We start from the raw sequence: 18,207 nt of genomic DNA on the forward strand, positions 1-18,207 counted from the left end.
GGGCCTGCCGGTTCAGATATCACGTCACGCACGCGTCACTTCGACACGACGACTCCCGTCACCGCCGCGTTGATCGCCGGCAGCAGCAGGTTCAGCACACGGTTGAAGCGAACCAGACCGCCCTGGCCCACGTACACGATGTCCTTCGGCTGCAGCTCGAACTGGTTCGCGAGCAGCATCGCCACCGGCGTAGTCGCATCGAGGTGATAGATCTGCGGCGAGTCGCTGGTCGAACCGCGGATCACGAATAGCTGCCGCCCTGCGGCCGTGTTCGAGTCGAAGCTGCCGCCATCGGAGATCGCCTGCGACAGCGTCAGCGAGCCGTCGCGCAACGGCAGCACCGTGGCCGGCTTGTTGACTTCGCCCATCACGTAGACGCCGCTGTCCTCGCGCCCGTTGATGCGAACCGTATCGCCCGGTTGAAGATAGATATCCGACGGATTGCGGCCGCGCTTGACGAGGTCGTCGATGTTCAGCGTATAAGTCGTGCCGTTGCGGATCAGCTGGACCTTGCTGCGATCGGCGGTCGTGCTGAAGCCCCCGCTCAGCGCGATCGCGTTCGTCAGCGACAACGGAATATCGTTGATCCACTGCGTGCCCGGCGTGCGCACTTCGCCGTCGACATACACCGTCGCGTTACGGAACGACGCGACGCGCACTGTCACCTCAGGCTTCTGGTACACCTTGCTCAAACGCTGATACAGCTCGCGCTGGATCGTCGCGGCATCCTTGCCCGCGACATGCAGGTTGCCCGCGTACGGAAACTGGATGTCACCTTTCTCGTCGATCAGGAAGCCCGGTATGGCGTCGGAGTTACGCGAGTTCGTCGGCGGCTGGCCGAGCGCGGCCGCGAGTTCCGGGTGATCCCACACGACGATCTGCAGCACGTCGCCGGGACCGACCCTGTACACGGCCGGCTTGCCGAACAGCGCCGTCGTCTCCGGCGACAGCGCCAAGGCCTTCTGGTCGGCATTCAGCTTCTTGACCAACGCCAGGTTGATATCGGTAATCGGAATTTCTTTTTGTTGCGAGGCTTCGGGACTGAACTCGCCGCCCGTTTCCTGAATCGTGGCCGGCGTGATCATCCGTTGTCCCGGTACGATCGAGCAGCCGGAAAGCAGTGCGGCACTCGTAAAAACCACCAGACTTCCTATGCGAAAAGCAAGCGAGTTCATGATCTTTCCTCCTTCGCCCCGAGGCGTTGTTATTGACGTTCTAGTAAGCATTTCGATGCACCAGTCCAGCGACAATCGTCGCGCCGATGATCCGCATATCGAGTGCGAACGACCAATGACCCAGGTAGTACAGGTCATGCTCGACGCGACGCTCCATCTTCTCGATGCGGTCGGTCTCGCCTCGAAAGCCGTTTATCTGTGCCCACCCCGTGATGCCCGGCTTGATCCGATAGCGATTGATGTAGCCCGCGACCACTTTCTGATAGAGGTCGTCGTGCTCGAGTGCATGGGGACGCGGTCCAACGACCGACATGTCGCCAAGCAACACGTTGAAAAATTGCGGCAGCTCGTCGAGGCTCGTGCGACGCAGAAACGCGCCGACTTTCGTCACGCGCTTGTCGTTGCGCGTGGCCTGACTGAGCGTGCCTTTGGCTTCCGTGTGCAGACGCATCGAGCGGAACTTGTAGATCGTGAAGACACGTCCGTCCGCGCCCTTGCGCTGCTGCCTGAACAGCACCGGCCCGCGCGAGGACAGCTTCACCGCGATCGCGATGGCCAGCATCAAAGGCGCGAGGCAGATCAGCGCGGTGGCCGCGAAGACCCGGTCAAAGATCTCTTTTCTCAGCATCGAACTGGGAGACAGCGGCGACGCGACGAGATTGATCGCCGGCACGCCGAGCAGATCGATTACGCCGCTGCCCTCGAACAGCGCATGGCTGCGCACGTCCGGCACGAAGCGGATATTCACCAGATCGTCGCGGAACTCGTCGATCAACGCGCAGATCAGTGGCTCCTCGGACAGCGAGAGCATCAGCCAGAGCTCGTGCACGTCGTTCCTGCGGATGTAGTCGGCGAGCTGATCGACGGTGTCGAACACCGGCACGCGCGGGCTCGTCACCTGCGAGGTGTCCGGTCGCGTGTTGTACACGGCCGTTGCGCGAAAGCCGGCGCCGGGCGCGGATTCGATACGGCGGATGATGGCGTCGCATTGCGAGCCGCTGCCGACGATCGCCACCTGATGCAGGTTCATGCCCGCGCCGCGAGCGCGTGCCAGCACCGCGTGCGTGATGACCCGGTTCGCGATCAGAAGGCTGCTGGACATCGCGGTCCAGTATGTGAACCACAGCCGCGACACGAGGTCGCTGCGATGCAGCGAATACATCAGCACGAGCGCGCAACTCTGCACCATCAACCACGCGAGCGAGACCTGACCGGCGAGCGCCAGCTTGGAGCGGCCGCGCCACGATTCGTACACGCCGAACGCCGGAAAGATGGCCAGCGCGAACGCGGCGGAAAACATCACGAGCGCCCAATGGAACCCGGATTGCGCGAGAGACTCAAAGCGGGCTTGCGACGCCGCCGTCGCACCCGCCAATATCAGCGCGACGTCGAACACTCGCGCGAATAAATCCTGAAAGGAGCGCATTCTGCTTGCCTCTGCGTTGCCATTCCGTCCACAAATGAAGTCCGGCGTGCTGCTCAGGAGCAGCGGCCGTAGGTGTCGTTGAACCTCACGATGTCGTCTTCACCCAGATAGGTGCCTGACTGGATCTCAATGATTTCGAGCGGCACCTTCCCCGGGTTTTCCAGCCGGTGACGAGTGCCGAGCGGGATAAAGGTGGATTCGTTTTCGCTCAGCAGGAACTGCTCTTCACCACGAGTGACGAGTGCCGTTCCACGCACGACCACCCAATGCTCGGCGCGGTGGTGATGCAGTTGCAGCGAAAGCTGTGCGCCCGGCGTCACGACGATGCGCTTGACCTGGAAACGCTCGCCGTGGTCGATCGAATCGTAGAAACCCCAAGGGCGGCGCACCTTGCGATGCGCGTCGGCCTCAGGCGCGCGCTGCGCCTTGATGCGCGCCACCAGACCCTTGACGTCCTGCACATGCGCGCGGTCGGCCACCAGCACGGCATCGGCGGTCTCGACCACCACCACGTTGCTGGTGCCGACGCAAGCAACCAGCCGTCCTTCCGAATGCGCGTAGCACGATTGCGCGCCTTCAAACGTGACGCGCCCACGCCCGGCATTGCCGTCGGCGTCCTTCTCCATCGCGGCCCATACCGCGTCCCACGAACCGAGATCCGACCAGCCCGCATCGAGCCGCACGACAACGCCGGCGGGTATCGCAGCCGGCGCACTGTGCTGCGCTGCGCCGGTGCTATCGCTGCCGTTCGTGTTGCCGGCCGCGCCTGGGCCCTTGCTATCGGCCAGGTGCTCCATCACCGCGTAATCGATCGAGTCCGCGGGCGCGCTGAGAAACGCGTCCAGCGACGGACGGAATATCGCGCCGTCGCGCCGGCCGCCTGCGAATGCCCGCTCGCAGGCCGCATGCATGTCCGGTTGCAGTCGCGCGAGCGTGTCGAGCCAGACGCTCGCGCGCACGATGAAGATGCCGCTGTTCCACCAGTACGTGCCGGCCGCCACGTACCGCGCAGCGATTTCCTGCGCCGGTTTCTCGACGAAGGCGTCGATTGCATGCGCGCCGCTGGCCAGGGCACCGCCGATCCGGATATAGCCGAAGCCCGTGTCGGGGTGCGTGGGGGGCACGCCGAGCGTCGCCACCGCGCCTTGTTCCGCGTGGCGCGCCGCGCACTCCAGCGCGCGTTGCAACGCGGGCACGTCGGAGATCGAATGATCGGCCGGCATCACGACGAGAATGGCGTCGCCGCCGTCCGCGCAAGCGAGTGACGCCGCCAGCGTCAGCGCGGGCGCCGTGTCGCGGCGTGCCGGTTCGACGATAAGACGCGCGTCAACGCCATTTTCATGAAGCTGCTCGGCAATCACGAAGCGATGCTCTTCGCCGCACACGATGATCGGCGCAGCGTCCACGCTCCAACCGGACGGGAAGCCGTCCATGCGTCGCGCGGTCGCCTGCAGCAGTGAATCGGAGCCGACCACGTCGATCAGCTGCTTCGGGAAGTTCTCGCGCGACACCGGCCATAGCCGTGTCCCCGAGCCCCCCGCAAGAATGACTGGGACAATGTGCGCACAACGCGCGCCGTCCAGATTGGCAGATGTGCCGCACACCGGTCCTTGCGTCAACATGTTCGGATTCCTTTTATTCTTCCAGATCCACGAATATCTGCTCCCGGCGGCGGCGTTCTTCGCGCGGCCGCCGGGATCGTTCTACGTCTGCAATTCGCCAACCATGCGCCGGCTTTGAATCCTGAACTCGGTGGGAGAAATTCTCATCCGCTTCCGGAATACTTTGGCGAGGCGGTCGCCGTTACCCATGCCAGTGCGGCGAGCAATCTTGTCGACTGGCAATTCGGATTCGGTCAACAGGCTGCAAGTCACCGCGAGACGCTCGTGCAGCAGAAAGGTGGACGGCGTGATGCCCATTTCCATCTTGAAGCGACGCAAGAAGTTGCGCTCGCTCATCGCCGCGAATTGCGCGGCGTCGGCGATCGAAATGGCTTGCTGGCAGTTCTCCTGCAGCCAGCGCGCTGCGGCGCGCACCTTGTCGCCCGGGCTCATGCCACCGTCTTCGCCGAGCAGCGGCGTCAGGTTCGAACACGAATCGGCGAGCAGGCGTTCGGCCACCGTGCGCGCAATCGCGCCGCCGAGATCGCGCTTGATCATCGCGAGCGCGCTTCTCATCGATTCCAGGCGGTCGCCTCCATCGGCTCCCTGCACCGGACGAGCGACATTCGTCTGCCTACCGATGTCGCCGCCGTGCCTGCTGTCGGACCAGTAAGCCGTCTCGAGCAACGCGCGTCCTTCCGCAATCGGACGGATCATGCCGGTGCTGGGGCGAATGCGGCGCAGCCATGCGATCAGCCGCTCGTCTTCGGCGGCGGCGCCGGCGCCCTTGCCGCCCGCGATGAACACCGCATCGAAGCCGCCGCAATGCCGCGCGTCGAGTCCGTCTGTCCAGACTCGCAGCGCCGACGAAGACATCACCATGCCGCCGTCGGCGGACAGGAAAGAGACTTCGTACAACCAACCACCGGAGCCGGACGATGCCAGTTCATTGGCTGCCTGGAACACCTCGGCGACGACTCCCGCTCCCTGCAGCGAGCAATCGTTGAACATCAGTATCGCGATGCGACGCACACCCTTGTTCGGAGCATGCACCCAGCGCAGCATGTCAGACTCGAGACTCGCGCACGTCATAGTCATCCTCTCTACGGAAAGCGGAGCTACCCTTCATCCATGGCGGCCGCATCGAGGCTGACTCTGTACGACGAATCAGCGCGGCGGCCATTCCAGCATCGGGCCGCCGTGACCGTCATTGCGGACATGGGGCTCATCGATGAAGTGGCCCGTCAGGCAGATTCGGAACAGCCCTCCCGACGGCGCCGGCTTATCAATGAGTTAATGGCCGACTCCCCACATGAATGAATACGTAGTTCGCAAATCCTAATGCAGATAGAAAATCGACTGCGTACGCCAGCGCACACTACGGGCCCACTCGGAAAAGACGGTCTTACCATCTGATCCCCCCGTTACTGCACAGATTTAAAGTGATTTTTTCGCATTCGCGCGGGAAGAGGAGTGCAATCCGCTTCTCCGCGACGACACTCGCCGGGCGGCCACTGGCTGGAATTGTGCTGCGGATAGCATGCTGGGGCGCGATTAAGAATCCGGCGTCCAATATAAACACCCAATCGGCTTCTAAATACTTAATTGACCGTTATTGGATAAAACGGATATAGAGGGCGCAATTAATGTTTCAATTGTGAAACACAGATACGGAACAATTTGAGGACGGGGAACGCAGTCTGTTCTGGCCCGTTGCCCGAAGTGTATGTATTGCGCCAGTGGCGCGATGTGTCGATGGTTCGGCGTATCCCGATGGGATCAGCGTCGGATGCCGCACATAGAGTCGCCCCTCGAACGGCTTAGCATGGCTGACAATGGCATGGAGTCGCACAGATGATGCGTCGCGGCGTCGCCGGACAACAGGGAAAGTAAAAGCGTGATGATGCAACTGACACTGGCGATGGCTGTCGACCCATGCGCGGAATGCGGGGCGCCGCGCAAACCTGCGCAAGGCGAAGCGTTGCTCGACGAGATGAACACGATCGCGCAGTGGGCGCAGTTGTGGGCAGGCTGTTATGACCGATCCCGGAAGTTGACGCATGTCGTGGTCGCAACCAGCAGTGTTAACCGGCCTTGATCAGCACTACCCTAATACTGGCTGCAATGATCGGGGCGCTCCTCTTTGTGACGTTCGGTGTGGTGTCGCTCGCGTTGCTGCTGGCACACGTGTCGGACCGGCTCATGCGCAGCGACGAGCATCGTCAGGATCCCTGATGCACCGAACCGCACCGCGGGGCATCGCGCCTCGGAACATCGCGCGCCTGATCAGCGCCTCACCTGTTGGAGAACCCATGCTGACACGGAGCGATCTCCTCAACGTCGTGCGTCTGACGCCTTTGATCGCGATCGACCTGATCGTCAGCGATGCCGACGGACGCGTTCTGCTCGGCCATCGCCGCAACCGCCCGGCGCGCGGCACCTGGTTCGTGCCGGGCGGCCGCATTCGAAAACATGAAACGCTCGATGCCGCCTTCACTCGCATCGCCGACGCCGAATTGGGCCTCATGAATCTGACACGTTCGGCCGCGCGGTTCGAAGGCGTATTCGAACATCACTACAGCGACAACTTTGCGGCCGAGCCGCACGTGTCGACGCATTACATCGTGCTGGCCTATGCGTTGCCGCCGACGAGCGCCGCGCCGATCGGACGGCTCGACCAGCACAGCGCGTATCTCTGGCTCGCACCGGCCGAACTGCTTGCACGCGCCGACGTCCACGAGAACACCAAGGCGTACTTCCGCTAAAACGGCTGCACCGCGCGGTTCCGTCCGCTGTTCGTGAATCCCGCGTTGGTCGTATTGAAGGCGCGGTCTTGCCCACGCTCGCCGCTCTGGCTATGCTGGCGGGTGCGTTGGCCCTGCCCTCTGCGAGCATCGTGCCTGCACAATTGCGCCCAGGCCGCGCGAGGCCGCATGAACCACCGCGAGCATTGCCGGCACAACAAGCGCCACACCCAGAACATTCGATCGAGGGGCTCTCTTCGTGTCCACCACTAGTCTCTTCTTCACCGCTGCCGGCGTCGGCCTCGCGATTGCCGCGCCGGTCGGCCCGATGGGCATGCTGTGCATCCGCCGCACGCTGACGGGCGGCCCGCGCGCTGGACTCGCGATCGGCTTCGGCATCGCCAGCGGCGACGCTGTCTACGGGCTCATCGCGGCGCTCGGCCTCGTCGGCATTTCGCAGTTCATGCTCGCCTACGACCGTCCGCTGCATCTGTTCGCGGGCCTGTTCCTGCTGTATCTCGGGGTGCGCGCGCTGCTGCAGAAGCCGCCCGCCGAAGCCGCTGACGGCAACGGCAACGGCAACGGCAACGGCAAGCTCGCGCAGATCGGCCGCGCCGGCGCGCTGCGCGCTTATGCGAGCGCGCTGTTGCTGACGTTGACCAATCCGCAGACCGTCATCATGTTCGCCGCGCTGTTCACGACGCTCGCGCCGCGCGGCGCATTTTCGCCAGCCATCGCGCTGACGACGGTCGGCGGCGTGTTCGCCGGCTCGATCACATGGTGGTGTTGCCTCGTCACGATGGTGTCGCTCGCGCGTCATGCGATCGGCACCAGGCTGCGCGTCGCGATCGATCGTGTGGTCGGGTTCACGCTCGCGGTGTTCGGCGCCGTCGAGATCCGCCGCGCGCTCTGAGCGCATGCCGCACGCAGGCGCGGCAGTTTTGCGACAATAGCGCCTTTTGCCGCACAGGCAGCGGGGCCGCGCGAGCGCGCGGCGCATCGCTCGCCGCCGCACCCACCTGCCCCGGCGCGTACGCCGGCCTTGCCGCCCAACCCTTCAAGCGCGCTGCGTCAGTTGTCCGTTCAATGGCTCTACCCCATATCGATCTGCTGTACTCCGTCTCCGGACTGTTCGTCGGCTTTCTGGTCGGGCTGACAGGCGTCGGCGGCGGCTCGCTGATGACCCCGATCCTCGTCCTGCTGTTCAAGGTGCACCCTGCCACCGCGGTCGGCACCGACCTGCTGTACGCGGCCGTCACCAAGGCGACCGGCACGCTGGTGCACGGCCTGAAGGGCTCGGTCGACTGGCAGGTCACGCTGCGCCTCGCGGCCGGCAGCGTGCCCGCGGCGACCGTCACGCTGATCCTGCTGCATCGCTTTGGGATGGACACGCCAGGCGCGAGCCGGCTGATCCAGGTCGTGCTCGGCGCGGCGCTGCTGATTACCGCGATCGCGCTTGTATTTCGTCCGCAGCTTGCGGCGCTCGGCGCGCGCAAGCTGCGCGCGCCGAGCCAGGGGCGCACGCTCGTGCTGACGATGCTGACCGGCGCGATCCTCGGTGCGCTGGTGTCGCTGACGTCGGTGGGCGCGGGCGCGATCGGCGTGACGGTGTTGTTGCTGCTGTACCCGCTGCTGCCGACCCAGCGTATTGTCGGCTCCGACATTGCACACGCGGTGCCGCTTACCTTGCTCGCGGGCGCCGGACACTGGCTGCTCGGCTCGATTGACTGGTCGATGCTGCTGTCGCTGCTGGCGGGATCGCTGCCGGGCATCGCGATCGGCAGCTATCTGTCGGCGCGCGCGCCGGACGCGCTGCTGCGCAATCTGCTCGCGGCGACGCTGACGCTGGTCGGCGTGCGGCTGGTGCTGTCGTGACGCGCAGAAGACGGCGTTACGCTAGTTGAAAAACCGGAAAGTCAGATCCGCCTCGAACTGCCGGATCCACTGACCGTGCCGGTCGCGATACGACCGTGACCAGTCGCCGCGCCGCACGGTCACGACCCGCTCGTGCGCGGGCTCGCCCGGTGCCGCACTCGCGCTGACGTCGAAATGCGCGGGCGCGAAGCCGTGTCGAGCGCACACCAGTTCGAACGCCGCGCGATCGCTGATCGGCAGATCGATATACCGAAACCGCATGGTTTCCATGAGCCAGGCCCCCCGTTCCCCGCTTATCACGGTACGCCTCGCGATGCGTCAGCACTGTGTTGCAGCGCACGAACTCGCGACGGCCGCGCTCATAGGGGCACCGGAACGCATGGCGCAAAAAAAGCTCCGGCGAGCCTACCGGAGCCTCGGGGTTGATAGATCGCGTGACGCGATGCAAACGCGGCGTCAATCCGGCGGCGCCGCCGCGCGCACGCGCATCGCTTACTGCTGCACTACCGACAGCTTGTTCGTCACCGATGTCACGCCCTCCACACCCTTGGCGGCATCGCCGGCCAGACCGATCTGCCCCTCGGTGGGCACCGAGCCGGTCAGCGTCACCGCGCCGCCGCGCGCACGCACGGCGATGTGCGACACGTCGAGACCCTGGACCTTGGTGAGCGCGGCACGCACCTTCCGGCCAAGTTCGTGATTCGCGTGCTTGCCGGCCTTGACGGCCGCTGCCGCCGACGCCGTGTCCGTTGCGTTAGTCTGAGCGTAGACGTTGCAGGCCACCACCATCGCCACGACCGAACCCAGTGTTTTCAGACCGACCATCTTCATAGCTCTCTTCTCCTTGGTTTCACATTGGACCGCATGTGCAAGCGGCTTCGTTACGACTACGGGCGGCCATGGCCGCGCGAATGCGCGCGTCAGGAATGGCCGGCTACGGCTGTGACACGATGTGCAAGAGGCGAGAGAGGCTGATTGCCGGCGACCGTGCGTCACGGGTCCGCCGGTAACGACGGCGCCTGATGCGGCACGGCAGGCAACCCGCCAACCGCGAAGCCGGCCGACGCACCCGGTTCTTGTCCGTCTTGCCGGGCTCGCGCCGCAAACGTTGGCATCGCGGTAGCGATGCACAATTTAATCTAGCCCGGACAGAAGCGCAAAGGGTTTAGCGCGCGGGCGGGCGCGCCCACAGCGGGCGCTTCATGCGCGCCGGATAAGGGCGGGCGCGTGCCGTGGCCCGGGCGCAATCCGCACCGGCGTCGTGCCGGCGTTCACCATTTGTTACGCGTTTTCGGGGTGACGCGCGGCCCCGCGTGTCGCGGCCGCGCGAATCTCAGGTACCATCGGCGCGACGCGTGCCGGCGCGCCGTCAATCCCCGTATGCCGCCGAGCCGCCTTCGTCCATTCGAGCCCTATCGACGGTCGCTTTCAGATGATCCGATGAAGCCTGATACCGGCCGCACCCGGCCTCCCCGTCTCGTCGCCCGTTTTGTCGCGATCTCATGGCGCGATCTGGCGGTCTCGTTCGGCCCGCTCGCGCTGCTCGTGGTCGTCGCGGTCTGGGCCGCCGTGCGGCTGATCCAGCCCGCGCCCCCGAATACGCTGACGATCAGCGCCGGCCCCGTCGGCAGCACGTTCTGGAACGCCGCGCAGAAATACAAGGCGATCCTCGCGCGCAACCGCATCACGCTGAACGTGCTGGCCTCGCAGGGCTCGCAGGAAAATCTGAAGCGCCTGTCGGACCCGAACGCGAAAGTCGACGTCGGCTTCGTGCAGAGCGGCATGCCCCGTGTCACGACGGACAAGAGCCCCAACCTGATGTCGCTCGGCAGCGTCGCTTACCTGCCGCTCGCGATCTTCTATCGCGGCGCACCCGTCGACTGGTTGTCCGGATTCAAGGGCGAGCGCCTTGCAATCGGCCCCGAGGGCAGCGGCACACATGAGCTCGCGCTCGCACTGCTGAAGGCCAACGGCATCGTGCCGGGCGGTCCCACCCAGCTGCTGCCGCTGACGGGCGACGAGGCCGCCGACGCCCTGATCGACGGCAAGATCGACGCGACCTTCCTGGCCGGCGACTCGGCGCAGCCGGCCGTGATGAGCAAGCTCTATCGCACGCAGAATGTTCGGTTCTACGATTTCACCCAGGCCGACGCGTACACGCGCCGCTTTCCGTACCTGACACACCTGAAGGTGCCGATGGGCGCCTTCGACCTCGGCAAGAACCTGCCGGCGACCTCCATTAGCATCGTCGCCCCGACCGCCGAGCTGGTCGCGCGCGATTCGCTGCATCCGGCGCTGTCGGATCTGCTGATCGAAGCCGCGCGCGAGGTGCACGGCGGCGCGACGACCATGCAGCGCGCCGGTGAATTTCCCGCGCCGCTCGCGCACGACTTCCCGCTCTCCGACGACGCCGCGCGCTACTACAAGTCGGGCAAGAGCTTCCTGTACCGGACGCTGCCGTTCTGGATCGCGAGTCTCGCGGACCGCCTGCTGGTCATCGTGGTGCCGCTGATCGTGCTGCTCGTGCCGGCGCTGCGCGTCGTGCCCGGGCTGTACGCGTGGCGGGTCAAGTCGCGCATCTATCGCTGGTACGGCTCGCTGATCGCGATCGAGCGCAGCGCGCTCGGCGAACATTCGGCTGACGAGCGGGCGTCGCTGCTCGACCGGCTCGACAGGATCGAGGAATCGGTCAACGGCATGAAGATGCCGCTCGCCTACGCGGACCAGTTCTACGTGCTGCGCGAGCACATCGGCTTCGTGCGGCGGCGGCTGGCGGCAAGCCGCGAGACGCCGCGCGCCCCGGACGAGGCCGACGAGGAGGCAACCGATAAAGTCAAGGATTGAGCGCTCCGACGAATCCGCCGGAATCCGCGCTCGAAGCGCGGCCACCAGGGGATATCGACCGGTGCAAGCCGGGGCCGCACCGCGTAAGATCATGACAATTTTGACGCGCTAACGGACGCGCCCTGCGCGTCGTCCGACACAGGCAATCCGGGAGACCTTTATGACCGTTGGCATCGACGCCCAACAGCCGCTGTGGTTCTACGATTTCGTCTCGCCGTTCACCTACCTGTTGCTCGAGCAATACGACAAATGGCCCGGCTTCGACTTCGCGTTCACGCCGGTGGTGCTGAACGACCTCTATCGCCACTGGGGCCAGCGCTCCGCGTACAGCGTGCCCGCCAAGCGCACGTTCATGTACCGGCACGCGCTGTTTCGCGCGGAACAATTGGGCATTCCGTACAAAATGCCGCCCGCCCATCCGTTCGATTCGACGAAGCCTCTTCTGCTCGCGACCGCCGCGAACGGCGACGTGCAATTCGTACGCGAGATTTTCCGCTTCATCTGGCGCGAGGGGCGCGATCCGTCGAGCGACGAAGCATTCGCCGAGCTGTGCGAGCGCGTCGGCAAGCCGGACGGCCCCGAGCTGGTCCAGGACGAAGCCGTGAAGGCGCAACTGCAACGCAACACCACCGATGCGATCAAGCTCGGCGTCTATGGCGTGCCGACGTTTCGCCTGAACGATCAGCTGTTCTGGGGCGAGGACGCGCTGCCGATGGTGCTGTACTGCGCACGCACGCCGAACTGGCTCGAATCGCGCGAGGTGAAGCGCATCAGCTCGCTGCCGTGGGGGCTGGCGGACAAGCCGGCATGACCCGGCTGCGGCAGCGGACCGTGCCTTGATGGCGGCTTCGGCCCGACAGATCATGGACGACACCGCCGCATCACTCGATATCTGGCTCGTGCGCGTGCTGCGCACGCTGCTGGTCGAGCGCAGCGTCACGCAGACCGCCTTGCGGCTGAACCAGACCCAGCCCGCGATCAGCACCGCGCTGCGCAAGCTGCGCGAAACGCTCGGCGATCCGATTCTGGTGCGCGGCAAGTCGGGAATGGTGCCGACCGAATACGGCGAGTCGCTGCTGCCAGCCGCGCAGCGCGTGCTGCGCGATGTCGATTTCGTCGCGACGCCGCACGGCGACTTCGACCCGGGCCGTTCACGCCGCACGTTCCGCGTCGCAGCGCCCGACTATCTGAACGACTTCTTCATGCCGACCGTGATCGCGCGCTTTCGTGAAGCGGCGCCACACGCGCGGCTCGAGGTCGAATCGCTCGGGCCGCTGCTCGATCATTCGGCCGCGCTCGACGCGGGCGAACTCGATCTCGTGATCGGCAACTGGCCCAAGCCCGAACCTCGCTTCGAGCGCAGCGACCTGTTCGCCGATACCGTCGTGTGCATGATGCGCGCGGACCATCCCCTGACGCGCGAGCCGCTCACGCGCGAAGCGTATCTGGCCGCGCCGCATCTGGCGCCCACCCCGTACAGCGGCGCGCGCGGCGGCGCCATCGATACGGGCTTCGCGCGCGCCAAGGCGAGCCGGCGCATCGTCGTGACGCTGCCCTACTTCGGGCTCGTCGCGCAGACGCTTCTGCAATCGGATCTGATCTTCACGACGACGCGCCGTTTTGCCATGCACTACGCGAGCATGTTGCCGCTCGCGGTCGTCGACGTGCCCATCGCGTTTCCGCGCATCCGGTGCTATCAACTGTGGCATACGCAGCCGGATCGGCCGGGCGACATCGGCTGGCTGAGGACGTTGATGTCCGAGGTGTCGGATCAACTGGTCGCGCGCAAACCGCCTCGGGCGAAGGGACAACAGCGGCTGCGCACCGGCAGCCGCGCCGTATGACCTAAATTGCGATCTGCTCAGTCTCGCGCGCAAGACATGCCTGCCGTGTCCTCAACCGCAGCAGTTGCGCGCACACCGCGATCGCGATCGCCTGGGGCGACTTGTCCGCGATCCCCTCGACGCCGATCGGACAGGTCATTTGCGCGAGCCGCTCCAGTTCCACACCGCGCGCGAGCAGACGGCGCTCGAACTTCACGCGCTTCGTCTTCGAGCCGATCATGCCGAAATAACTGAAATCGCGTCGTCGCATGATGCGCGCGGCGAGGGAAAAATCGAGCGCATGGTTGTGCGTCATCACCAGAAACCACGCGCCGGCCGGCGCCGTGTCGACGATCGCGTCGGGCGTGTCGGTCGCTTCGACCTGCACGTTGGGCGGCGTTTCATCGGGGAACAGCTCATCGCGTTGGTCGACCCAGTGGACCACGCACGGCAGGCTGCCGAGCAGACGCACGAGCGCATGGCCGACGTGTCCCGCACCGAACAGCACGATATGCATCGGTGAGCCATCGTTGATGACGCTCGTTGCGCCCTGAAAATCATTCAGGCGTGCTTCCATATTGCGCTCCCACTCGCTCGCCCCCATTACGCCTGCCGCGCGGCCGCGGTCATCGAGCGCACCGCGCCGACCGCCTTGAGGATTTCCTCGCTGGTCGCGGGCGCATTGAGCGGCGGGTTGACCTTGTGGCCGCCCACAGCCGACACGGCGTCGCGCACCGCGAAAAACACCGAGAACGGCAGCAGCAACGGCGGCTCGCCGGTCGCTTTCGAACGATGAATGCTGTCCTCCGCGTTGCGGTTCCTGAACAGGCTGACGTTGAAAACCGGCGGCACGTCGCCGACGGTCGGGATCTTGTACGTCGACGGCGCGTGCGTCATCAGCTTGCCGCCCGCGTTCCACCATAGCTCCTCAGTGGTGAGCCAGCCCATGCCCTGAATGAACGCGCCTTCCACCTGGCCGACATCGAGCGCCGGATTCAGCGAGGCGCCGACGTCGTGCAGCGCGTCGGCGCGCAGCACGCGCATTTCGCCGGTCAGCGTGTCGATCACGACTTCCGACGCCGCCGCGCCATACGAGTAGTAATAGAACGGCCGGCCTTGCAGCTTCGATTGGTCCCAGTAGAGCTTCGGCGTCGCGTAGAAGCCGTCGGACCATAGCTGGATGCGCGCGAGATAAGCCTTCGCAACCACTTCCTCGAACGGCACGACCGCCTCGCCGATCACCACGCGCTCGTGTGCGAAGCGCACGTCCCGCGCAGCGACGCTGCCTGCGCCGAAGCGCTCGGCCGCGAACGCAGCGAGCCGCGCGCGCAGCTGGCGCGCGGCGTCCTGCGCGGCCTTGCCGTTCAGATCGGAGCCGGTCGATGCGGCCGTCGCGGACGTGTTGGCGACTTTGCTGGTATCGGTCGCGCTCACGCGGATGCGGTTGAAGCCGACGCCGAGTTCATGCGCGACGACCTGCGCGACTTTCGTGTTCAGCCCCTGGCCCATTTCGGTGCCGCCGTGGTTCACGAGCACCGAACCATCGGTGTAGATGTGCACCAAGGCGCCGGCCTGGTTGAGGTGCGTCACGTTGAACGCGATGCCGAACTTGACCGGCGTCAGCGCGAGGCCCTTCTTCAGGATCTCGTTGTTCACGTTGAATTCGTCGATCTGCTGGCGGCGCGCGCGGTAGTCGCTGGTCGCTTCGAGTTCGTCGATCAGCTCGTGAATCACGTTGTCTTCGATCACCTGGCCGTACGGCGTCTGGTTGCGCTCGGTCTTGCCGTACAGATTGCGGCGGCGCACGTCGAGCGCATCCATGCCGCACGAGCGCGCGACGTTGTCGAGAATGTATTCGATCGCGAACGCGCCCTGCGGGCCGCCGAAGCCGCGAAACGCCGTGTTCGACTGCGTGTTGGTTTTGCCGCAGAAGCCGTCGATCGATACGTCGGAGAGCCAGTACGCGTTGTCGAAGTGGCACAACGCGCGCGTCATCACCGGGCCCGACAGGTCAGCCGAAAAGCCGCAGCGCGAGGTCATGTCGACCGCGACGCCTTCGATCACGCCCTCGTCGTCGTAACCGACTTCGTACGTGTAGTGGAAATCGTGACGCTTGCCCGTCACCATCATGTCGTCGTCGCGATCGGGGCGCAGCTTGACCGGGCGCAGCAGCTTCGATGCGGCAAGCGCCGCGCAGCAGGCGAACAGCGCCGACTGCGATTCCTTGCCGCCGAAGGCGCCGCCCATGCGCCGGCATTCGATCAGCACGTTGTGCGAAGCGACGCCCAACGTGTGCGCGACGAGGTGCTGCATTTCAGTCGGGTGCTGCGTCGAGCAGTAGACGTGCATGCCGTCGTCGTCCTTTGGCACCGCGTACGAAATCTGCCCTTCCAGATAGAACTGCTCCTGGCCGCCAAGCAGCATCTCACCGGCCTCGCGGTGCGCGGCCCGCGCGATCTTCGCGCCGGCATCGCCGCGCGCGAGTTTCATCGGCGGCAGCACGAACTGGTTCGCCGCCCGCGCCTGCTGCGCCGTGAGCACCGCCGGCAGCTCCTCGTAGACCACGTCGGCGCGCCGCGCGCCGAGACGCGCCGCGTCGCGCGAGGTCGCGACGACGATGAACATGGGCTGGCCGGCGTATTGCACGACGCCGTCGGCGAGAATCGGATCGTCGCCGTGAATGATCGGGCCGACGTCGTTGACGCCGGGGATATCGTCGGCAGTGAAGACCGCCACGACGCCGGGCGTCGCGCGAACCTTGTCGAAGCCGATGGAGACGATCTTCGCGTGCGCCTTCGACGACAACCCGAGCGCCGCGTGCAGCGTGCCGGCCAGCTCGGGAATGTCGTCGGTGTAGGTCGCGCGGCCGCTCACGTGCAGATGCGCGGACTCGTGCGGACGCGATACGTGGACCTGGGTGAAGTCGTCGAGATCCTCAACCTCTTTCAGAAACGGTTCCGCTTGCTGGTTCATTGTCGTGCTCTCCGTAAGCGTTCGGAACGCGCGGCGCTCAGGCGCTCGCGCCAGCCGGTGCGACCGCGCGCACGTCGAGCGCGCTCTTCGGCAGCGGCTCGCGCGTGCGCGTTTCAAGCCAGAAGCGGTACAGCGTGTTCTTCGCCGCTTCGAGGCGGTAGTCGCTGGTCGCGCGCATGTCGGTGAGCGGTGCATAGTCGTTGCCGAGGGCAAGCATCGCGGCCTGCGCGCTCGCCTCATGCCATTCGGCGTCGCGCAGCACGGCTTCGGCATGGAGCGCGCGCTTCGGCGTCGCGGCCATGCCGCCGAACGCGATACGCGGCTCGCGGATCACCTCGCCGTCGGCGATGAACGAGAACGCCGCGCAGACGGCCGAGATATCCGAATCGAAGCGCTTCGCCAGCTTGTAGGTGCGAAAGCGCAGGTTCGCGCGCGCGCCGCCGCGCGCGGGCACCTTGAGGCCGACCACGAACTCGTGTTCGGCCATGGCCTTCTTCTGATACGCGAGGTACAGGTCTTCGAGCGGCATCTCGCGCTCGATGTCACCGCCGCGCACGATCACGCGCGCGCCGAGCGCGATCAGCCCCGGCATCGAATCGCCGATCGGCGAGCCGTTCGCGATGTTGCCGCCGAGCGTGCCGGCGTTGCGGATCGGCAGCGACGCGAAGCGCTGCCACATTTCGGTCAGCTCCGGATACTGCTTCGCGATCTCGGCATACGCTTTTTCGACGCTGACGCCCGCGCCGATTTCGATCCAGTCGTCGCTGGTTTCGAGCTTTTGCAGCTCGGCGATCTGCCCGACGTAGACCAGATTGCCGAGCTCGCGCATCTGCTTGGTGACCCACAGGCCGATATCGGTGCTGCCCGCGAGAATGCGCGCGGCCGGTTGTTCCTCTTTGATCCGCGCGAGCGCCGCGACCGTGCGCGGCGCGGCGAAGCGCTGGCCCGCATGCTCGTAGTGGAACGTGTCGCCGCGCTCGAGCGTCGCGAGCGTGGCGGCGAGCGCCTTTACGTCGAGCGGCGCTTGCGGCGCGGGCGCGTCGAACATGCGCTCGGCCGCGTCGACGATCGGCCGGTAGCCGGTGCAGCGGCACAGGTTGCCGGTCAACGCATTGCTGATCGCCTCGCGCGACGGCACCGTGCGGTTCGCGCAGCGATGCTCGTGGCCGTGCTTCTCGTAGAGCGCCCACATCGACATGACGAAGCCCGGCGTGCAGAAGCCGCACTGCGAGCCGTGGCAGTCCACCATGGCCTGCTGCACCGGGTGCAGCGAGCCGTCCGGCTGGCGCAGGTCTTCGACGGTGAAGAGCGCGCGGCCGTCGAGCGTCGGCACGAACTGGATGCAGGCGTTGACCGCCTTGAAATCGACGCCGCCCGCCGCATTGCGCTCGCCGATCACGACGGTGCAGGCGCCGCAGTCACCCTCGGCGCAGCCTTCCTTGGTGCCGGTGCAATGCGCGTCCTCGCGCAGATACTGGAGCACCGTGCGCGTGACGGCCGCATCCCGGATTTCGCGGATCGCGTTGCGGTGATAGAAGCGAATCGGCTCGGTCATGTCTCGTTGCTCTCGTGTGATCGGTGTTCACGCGGACATGCCGCGTCGATGGTTTGAAAGCTATCACCGTCAATAAACACAACCCATAGCTCCGATCGCATGGGGGACATATTTCCCGCGCGATGTCGAGACGGATTTGGGTGCGGTGGCGCTTATGTTGATTGAGTATTTTTGCCGCCTTCCAGGGGCTT

The 18,207-nt window shown here is 65.5% G+C and carries 15 protein-coding genes; 6 read left to right on the forward strand and 9 right to left on the reverse strand.

The genetic code is table 11. The features are described from left to right. Positions 1–35: 35 nt before the first annotated feature. The 4 genes from LJ655_RS05045 to LJ655_RS05060 form a co-directional block, all read right to left on the reverse strand. Positions 36–1,175: a polysaccharide biosynthesis/export family protein gene (locus LJ655_RS05045; RefSeq protein ID WP_230560154.1), complete on the reverse strand. Its 1,140-nt coding sequence runs from the start codon at positions 1,173–1,175 to the stop codon at positions 36–38. Between the two features lie 40 nt (positions 1,176–1,215). Then, positions 1,216–2,601: an undecaprenyl-phosphate glucose phosphotransferase gene (locus LJ655_RS05050; RefSeq protein WP_230560155.1), complete on the reverse strand. Its 1,386-nt coding sequence runs from the start codon at positions 2,599–2,601 to the stop codon at positions 1,216–1,218. 53 nt (positions 2,602–2,654) lie between these two features. Beyond that, positions 2,655–4,223: a sugar phosphate nucleotidyltransferase gene (locus LJ655_RS05055; protein WP_230560156.1), complete on the reverse strand. Its 1,569-nt coding sequence runs from the start codon at positions 4,221–4,223 to the stop codon at positions 2,655–2,657. 81 nt (positions 4,224–4,304) lie between these two features. Beyond that, on the reverse strand, positions 4,305–5,294 hold the full coding sequence (locus tag LJ655_RS05060; protein WP_230560274.1) for a helix-turn-helix domain-containing protein: 990 nt from the start codon (positions 5,292–5,294) through the stop codon (positions 4,305–4,307). Between the two features lie 1,220 nt (positions 5,295–6,514). On the opposite strand from LJ655_RS05060, the gene LJ655_RS05065 reads away from it, so the two are divergent. From LJ655_RS05065 to LJ655_RS05075, 3 genes are all read left to right on the forward strand, one after another. Next, a complete protein-coding gene (locus tag LJ655_RS05065; protein ID WP_230560157.1) occupies positions 6,515–6,967 on the forward strand; it encodes a GDP-mannose mannosyl hydrolase in 453 nt (150 codons plus the stop codon). Positions 6,968–7,205: 238 nt separating this feature from the next. Continuing rightward, the gene (locus LJ655_RS05070) at positions 7,206–7,859 is read left to right on the forward strand and encodes a LysE family translocator (protein ID WP_230560158.1); all 654 of its coding nucleotides are present in this window, start codon (positions 7,206–7,208) and stop codon (positions 7,857–7,859) included. A gap of 173 nt (positions 7,860–8,032) precedes the next feature. Further along, a complete protein-coding gene (locus LJ655_RS05075) occupies positions 8,033–8,821 on the forward strand; it encodes a sulfite exporter TauE/SafE family protein (protein WP_230560159.1) in 789 nt (262 codons plus the stop codon). A gap of 21 nt (positions 8,822–8,842) precedes the next feature. Here the strand turns inward: LJ655_RS05075 and LJ655_RS05080 are convergent, their stop codons facing one another. Together LJ655_RS05080 and LJ655_RS05085 are read right to left on the reverse strand one after the other, a co-directional pair. Further along, the gene (locus tag LJ655_RS05080; RefSeq protein ID WP_230560160.1) at positions 8,843–9,091 is read right to left on the reverse strand and encodes a hypothetical protein; all 249 of its coding nucleotides are present in this window, start codon (positions 9,089–9,091) and stop codon (positions 8,843–8,845) included. Positions 9,092–9,313: 222 nt separating this feature from the next. Beyond that, positions 9,314–9,652, reverse strand: coding sequence for a BON domain-containing protein (locus LJ655_RS05085; RefSeq protein WP_230560161.1), 339 nt, complete (start codon positions 9,650–9,652; stop codon positions 9,314–9,316). 609 nt (positions 9,653–10,261) lie between these two features. Here LJ655_RS05085 and LJ655_RS05090 point away from each other — a divergent pair. The 3 genes from LJ655_RS05090 (at position 10,262) to LJ655_RS05100 (ending at position 13,509) form a co-directional block, all read left to right on the forward strand. Then, the gene (locus LJ655_RS05090) at positions 10,262–11,665 is read left to right on the forward strand and encodes a TAXI family TRAP transporter solute-binding subunit (protein ID WP_230560162.1); all 1,404 of its coding nucleotides are present in this window, start codon (positions 10,262–10,264) and stop codon (positions 11,663–11,665) included. A gap of 160 nt (positions 11,666–11,825) precedes the next feature. Continuing rightward, entirely contained in the window at positions 11,826–12,476 is a 651-nt protein-coding gene (locus LJ655_RS05095) for a 2-hydroxychromene-2-carboxylate isomerase (protein WP_230560163.1), read from the forward strand. Positions 12,477–12,528: 52 nt separating this feature from the next. Then, complete coding sequence (locus LJ655_RS05100; protein ID WP_230560164.1) at positions 12,529–13,509, forward strand: LysR substrate-binding domain-containing protein; 981 nt, start codon at positions 12,529–12,531, stop codon at positions 13,507–13,509. 1 nt (position 13,510) lies between these two features. Here LJ655_RS05100 and xdhC read toward each other — a convergent pair whose 3' ends face one another. Genes xdhC through xdhA form a run of 3 tightly spaced genes read right to left on the reverse strand, consistent with a single transcriptional unit; the run spans position 13,511 to position 18,016 of the window. Beyond that, a complete protein-coding gene (gene xdhC, locus LJ655_RS05105; protein ID WP_230560165.1) occupies positions 13,511–14,065 on the reverse strand; it encodes a xanthine dehydrogenase accessory protein XdhC in 555 nt (184 codons plus the stop codon). Positions 14,066–14,091: 26 nt separating this feature from the next. After that, on the reverse strand, positions 14,092–16,461 hold the full coding sequence (gene xdhB, locus LJ655_RS05110) for a xanthine dehydrogenase molybdopterin binding subunit (protein WP_230560166.1): 2,370 nt from the start codon (positions 16,459–16,461) through the stop codon (positions 14,092–14,094). Between the two features lie 37 nt (positions 16,462–16,498). Continuing rightward, positions 16,499–18,016 carry a xanthine dehydrogenase small subunit gene (xdhA, locus tag LJ655_RS05115; RefSeq protein ID WP_230560167.1) on the reverse strand — a complete coding sequence of 506 codons (1,518 nt, stop codon included), beginning with the start codon at positions 18,014–18,016 and terminating at the stop codon, positions 16,499–16,501. Positions 18,017–18,207 lie beyond the last annotated feature (191 nt).

Origin of the sequence: Paraburkholderia translucens (assembly GCF_020881035.1) — a bacterium.
In the GTDB taxonomy this organism is placed as follows: domain Bacteria; phylum Pseudomonadota; class Gammaproteobacteria; order Burkholderiales; family Burkholderiaceae; genus Paraburkholderia; species Paraburkholderia translucens.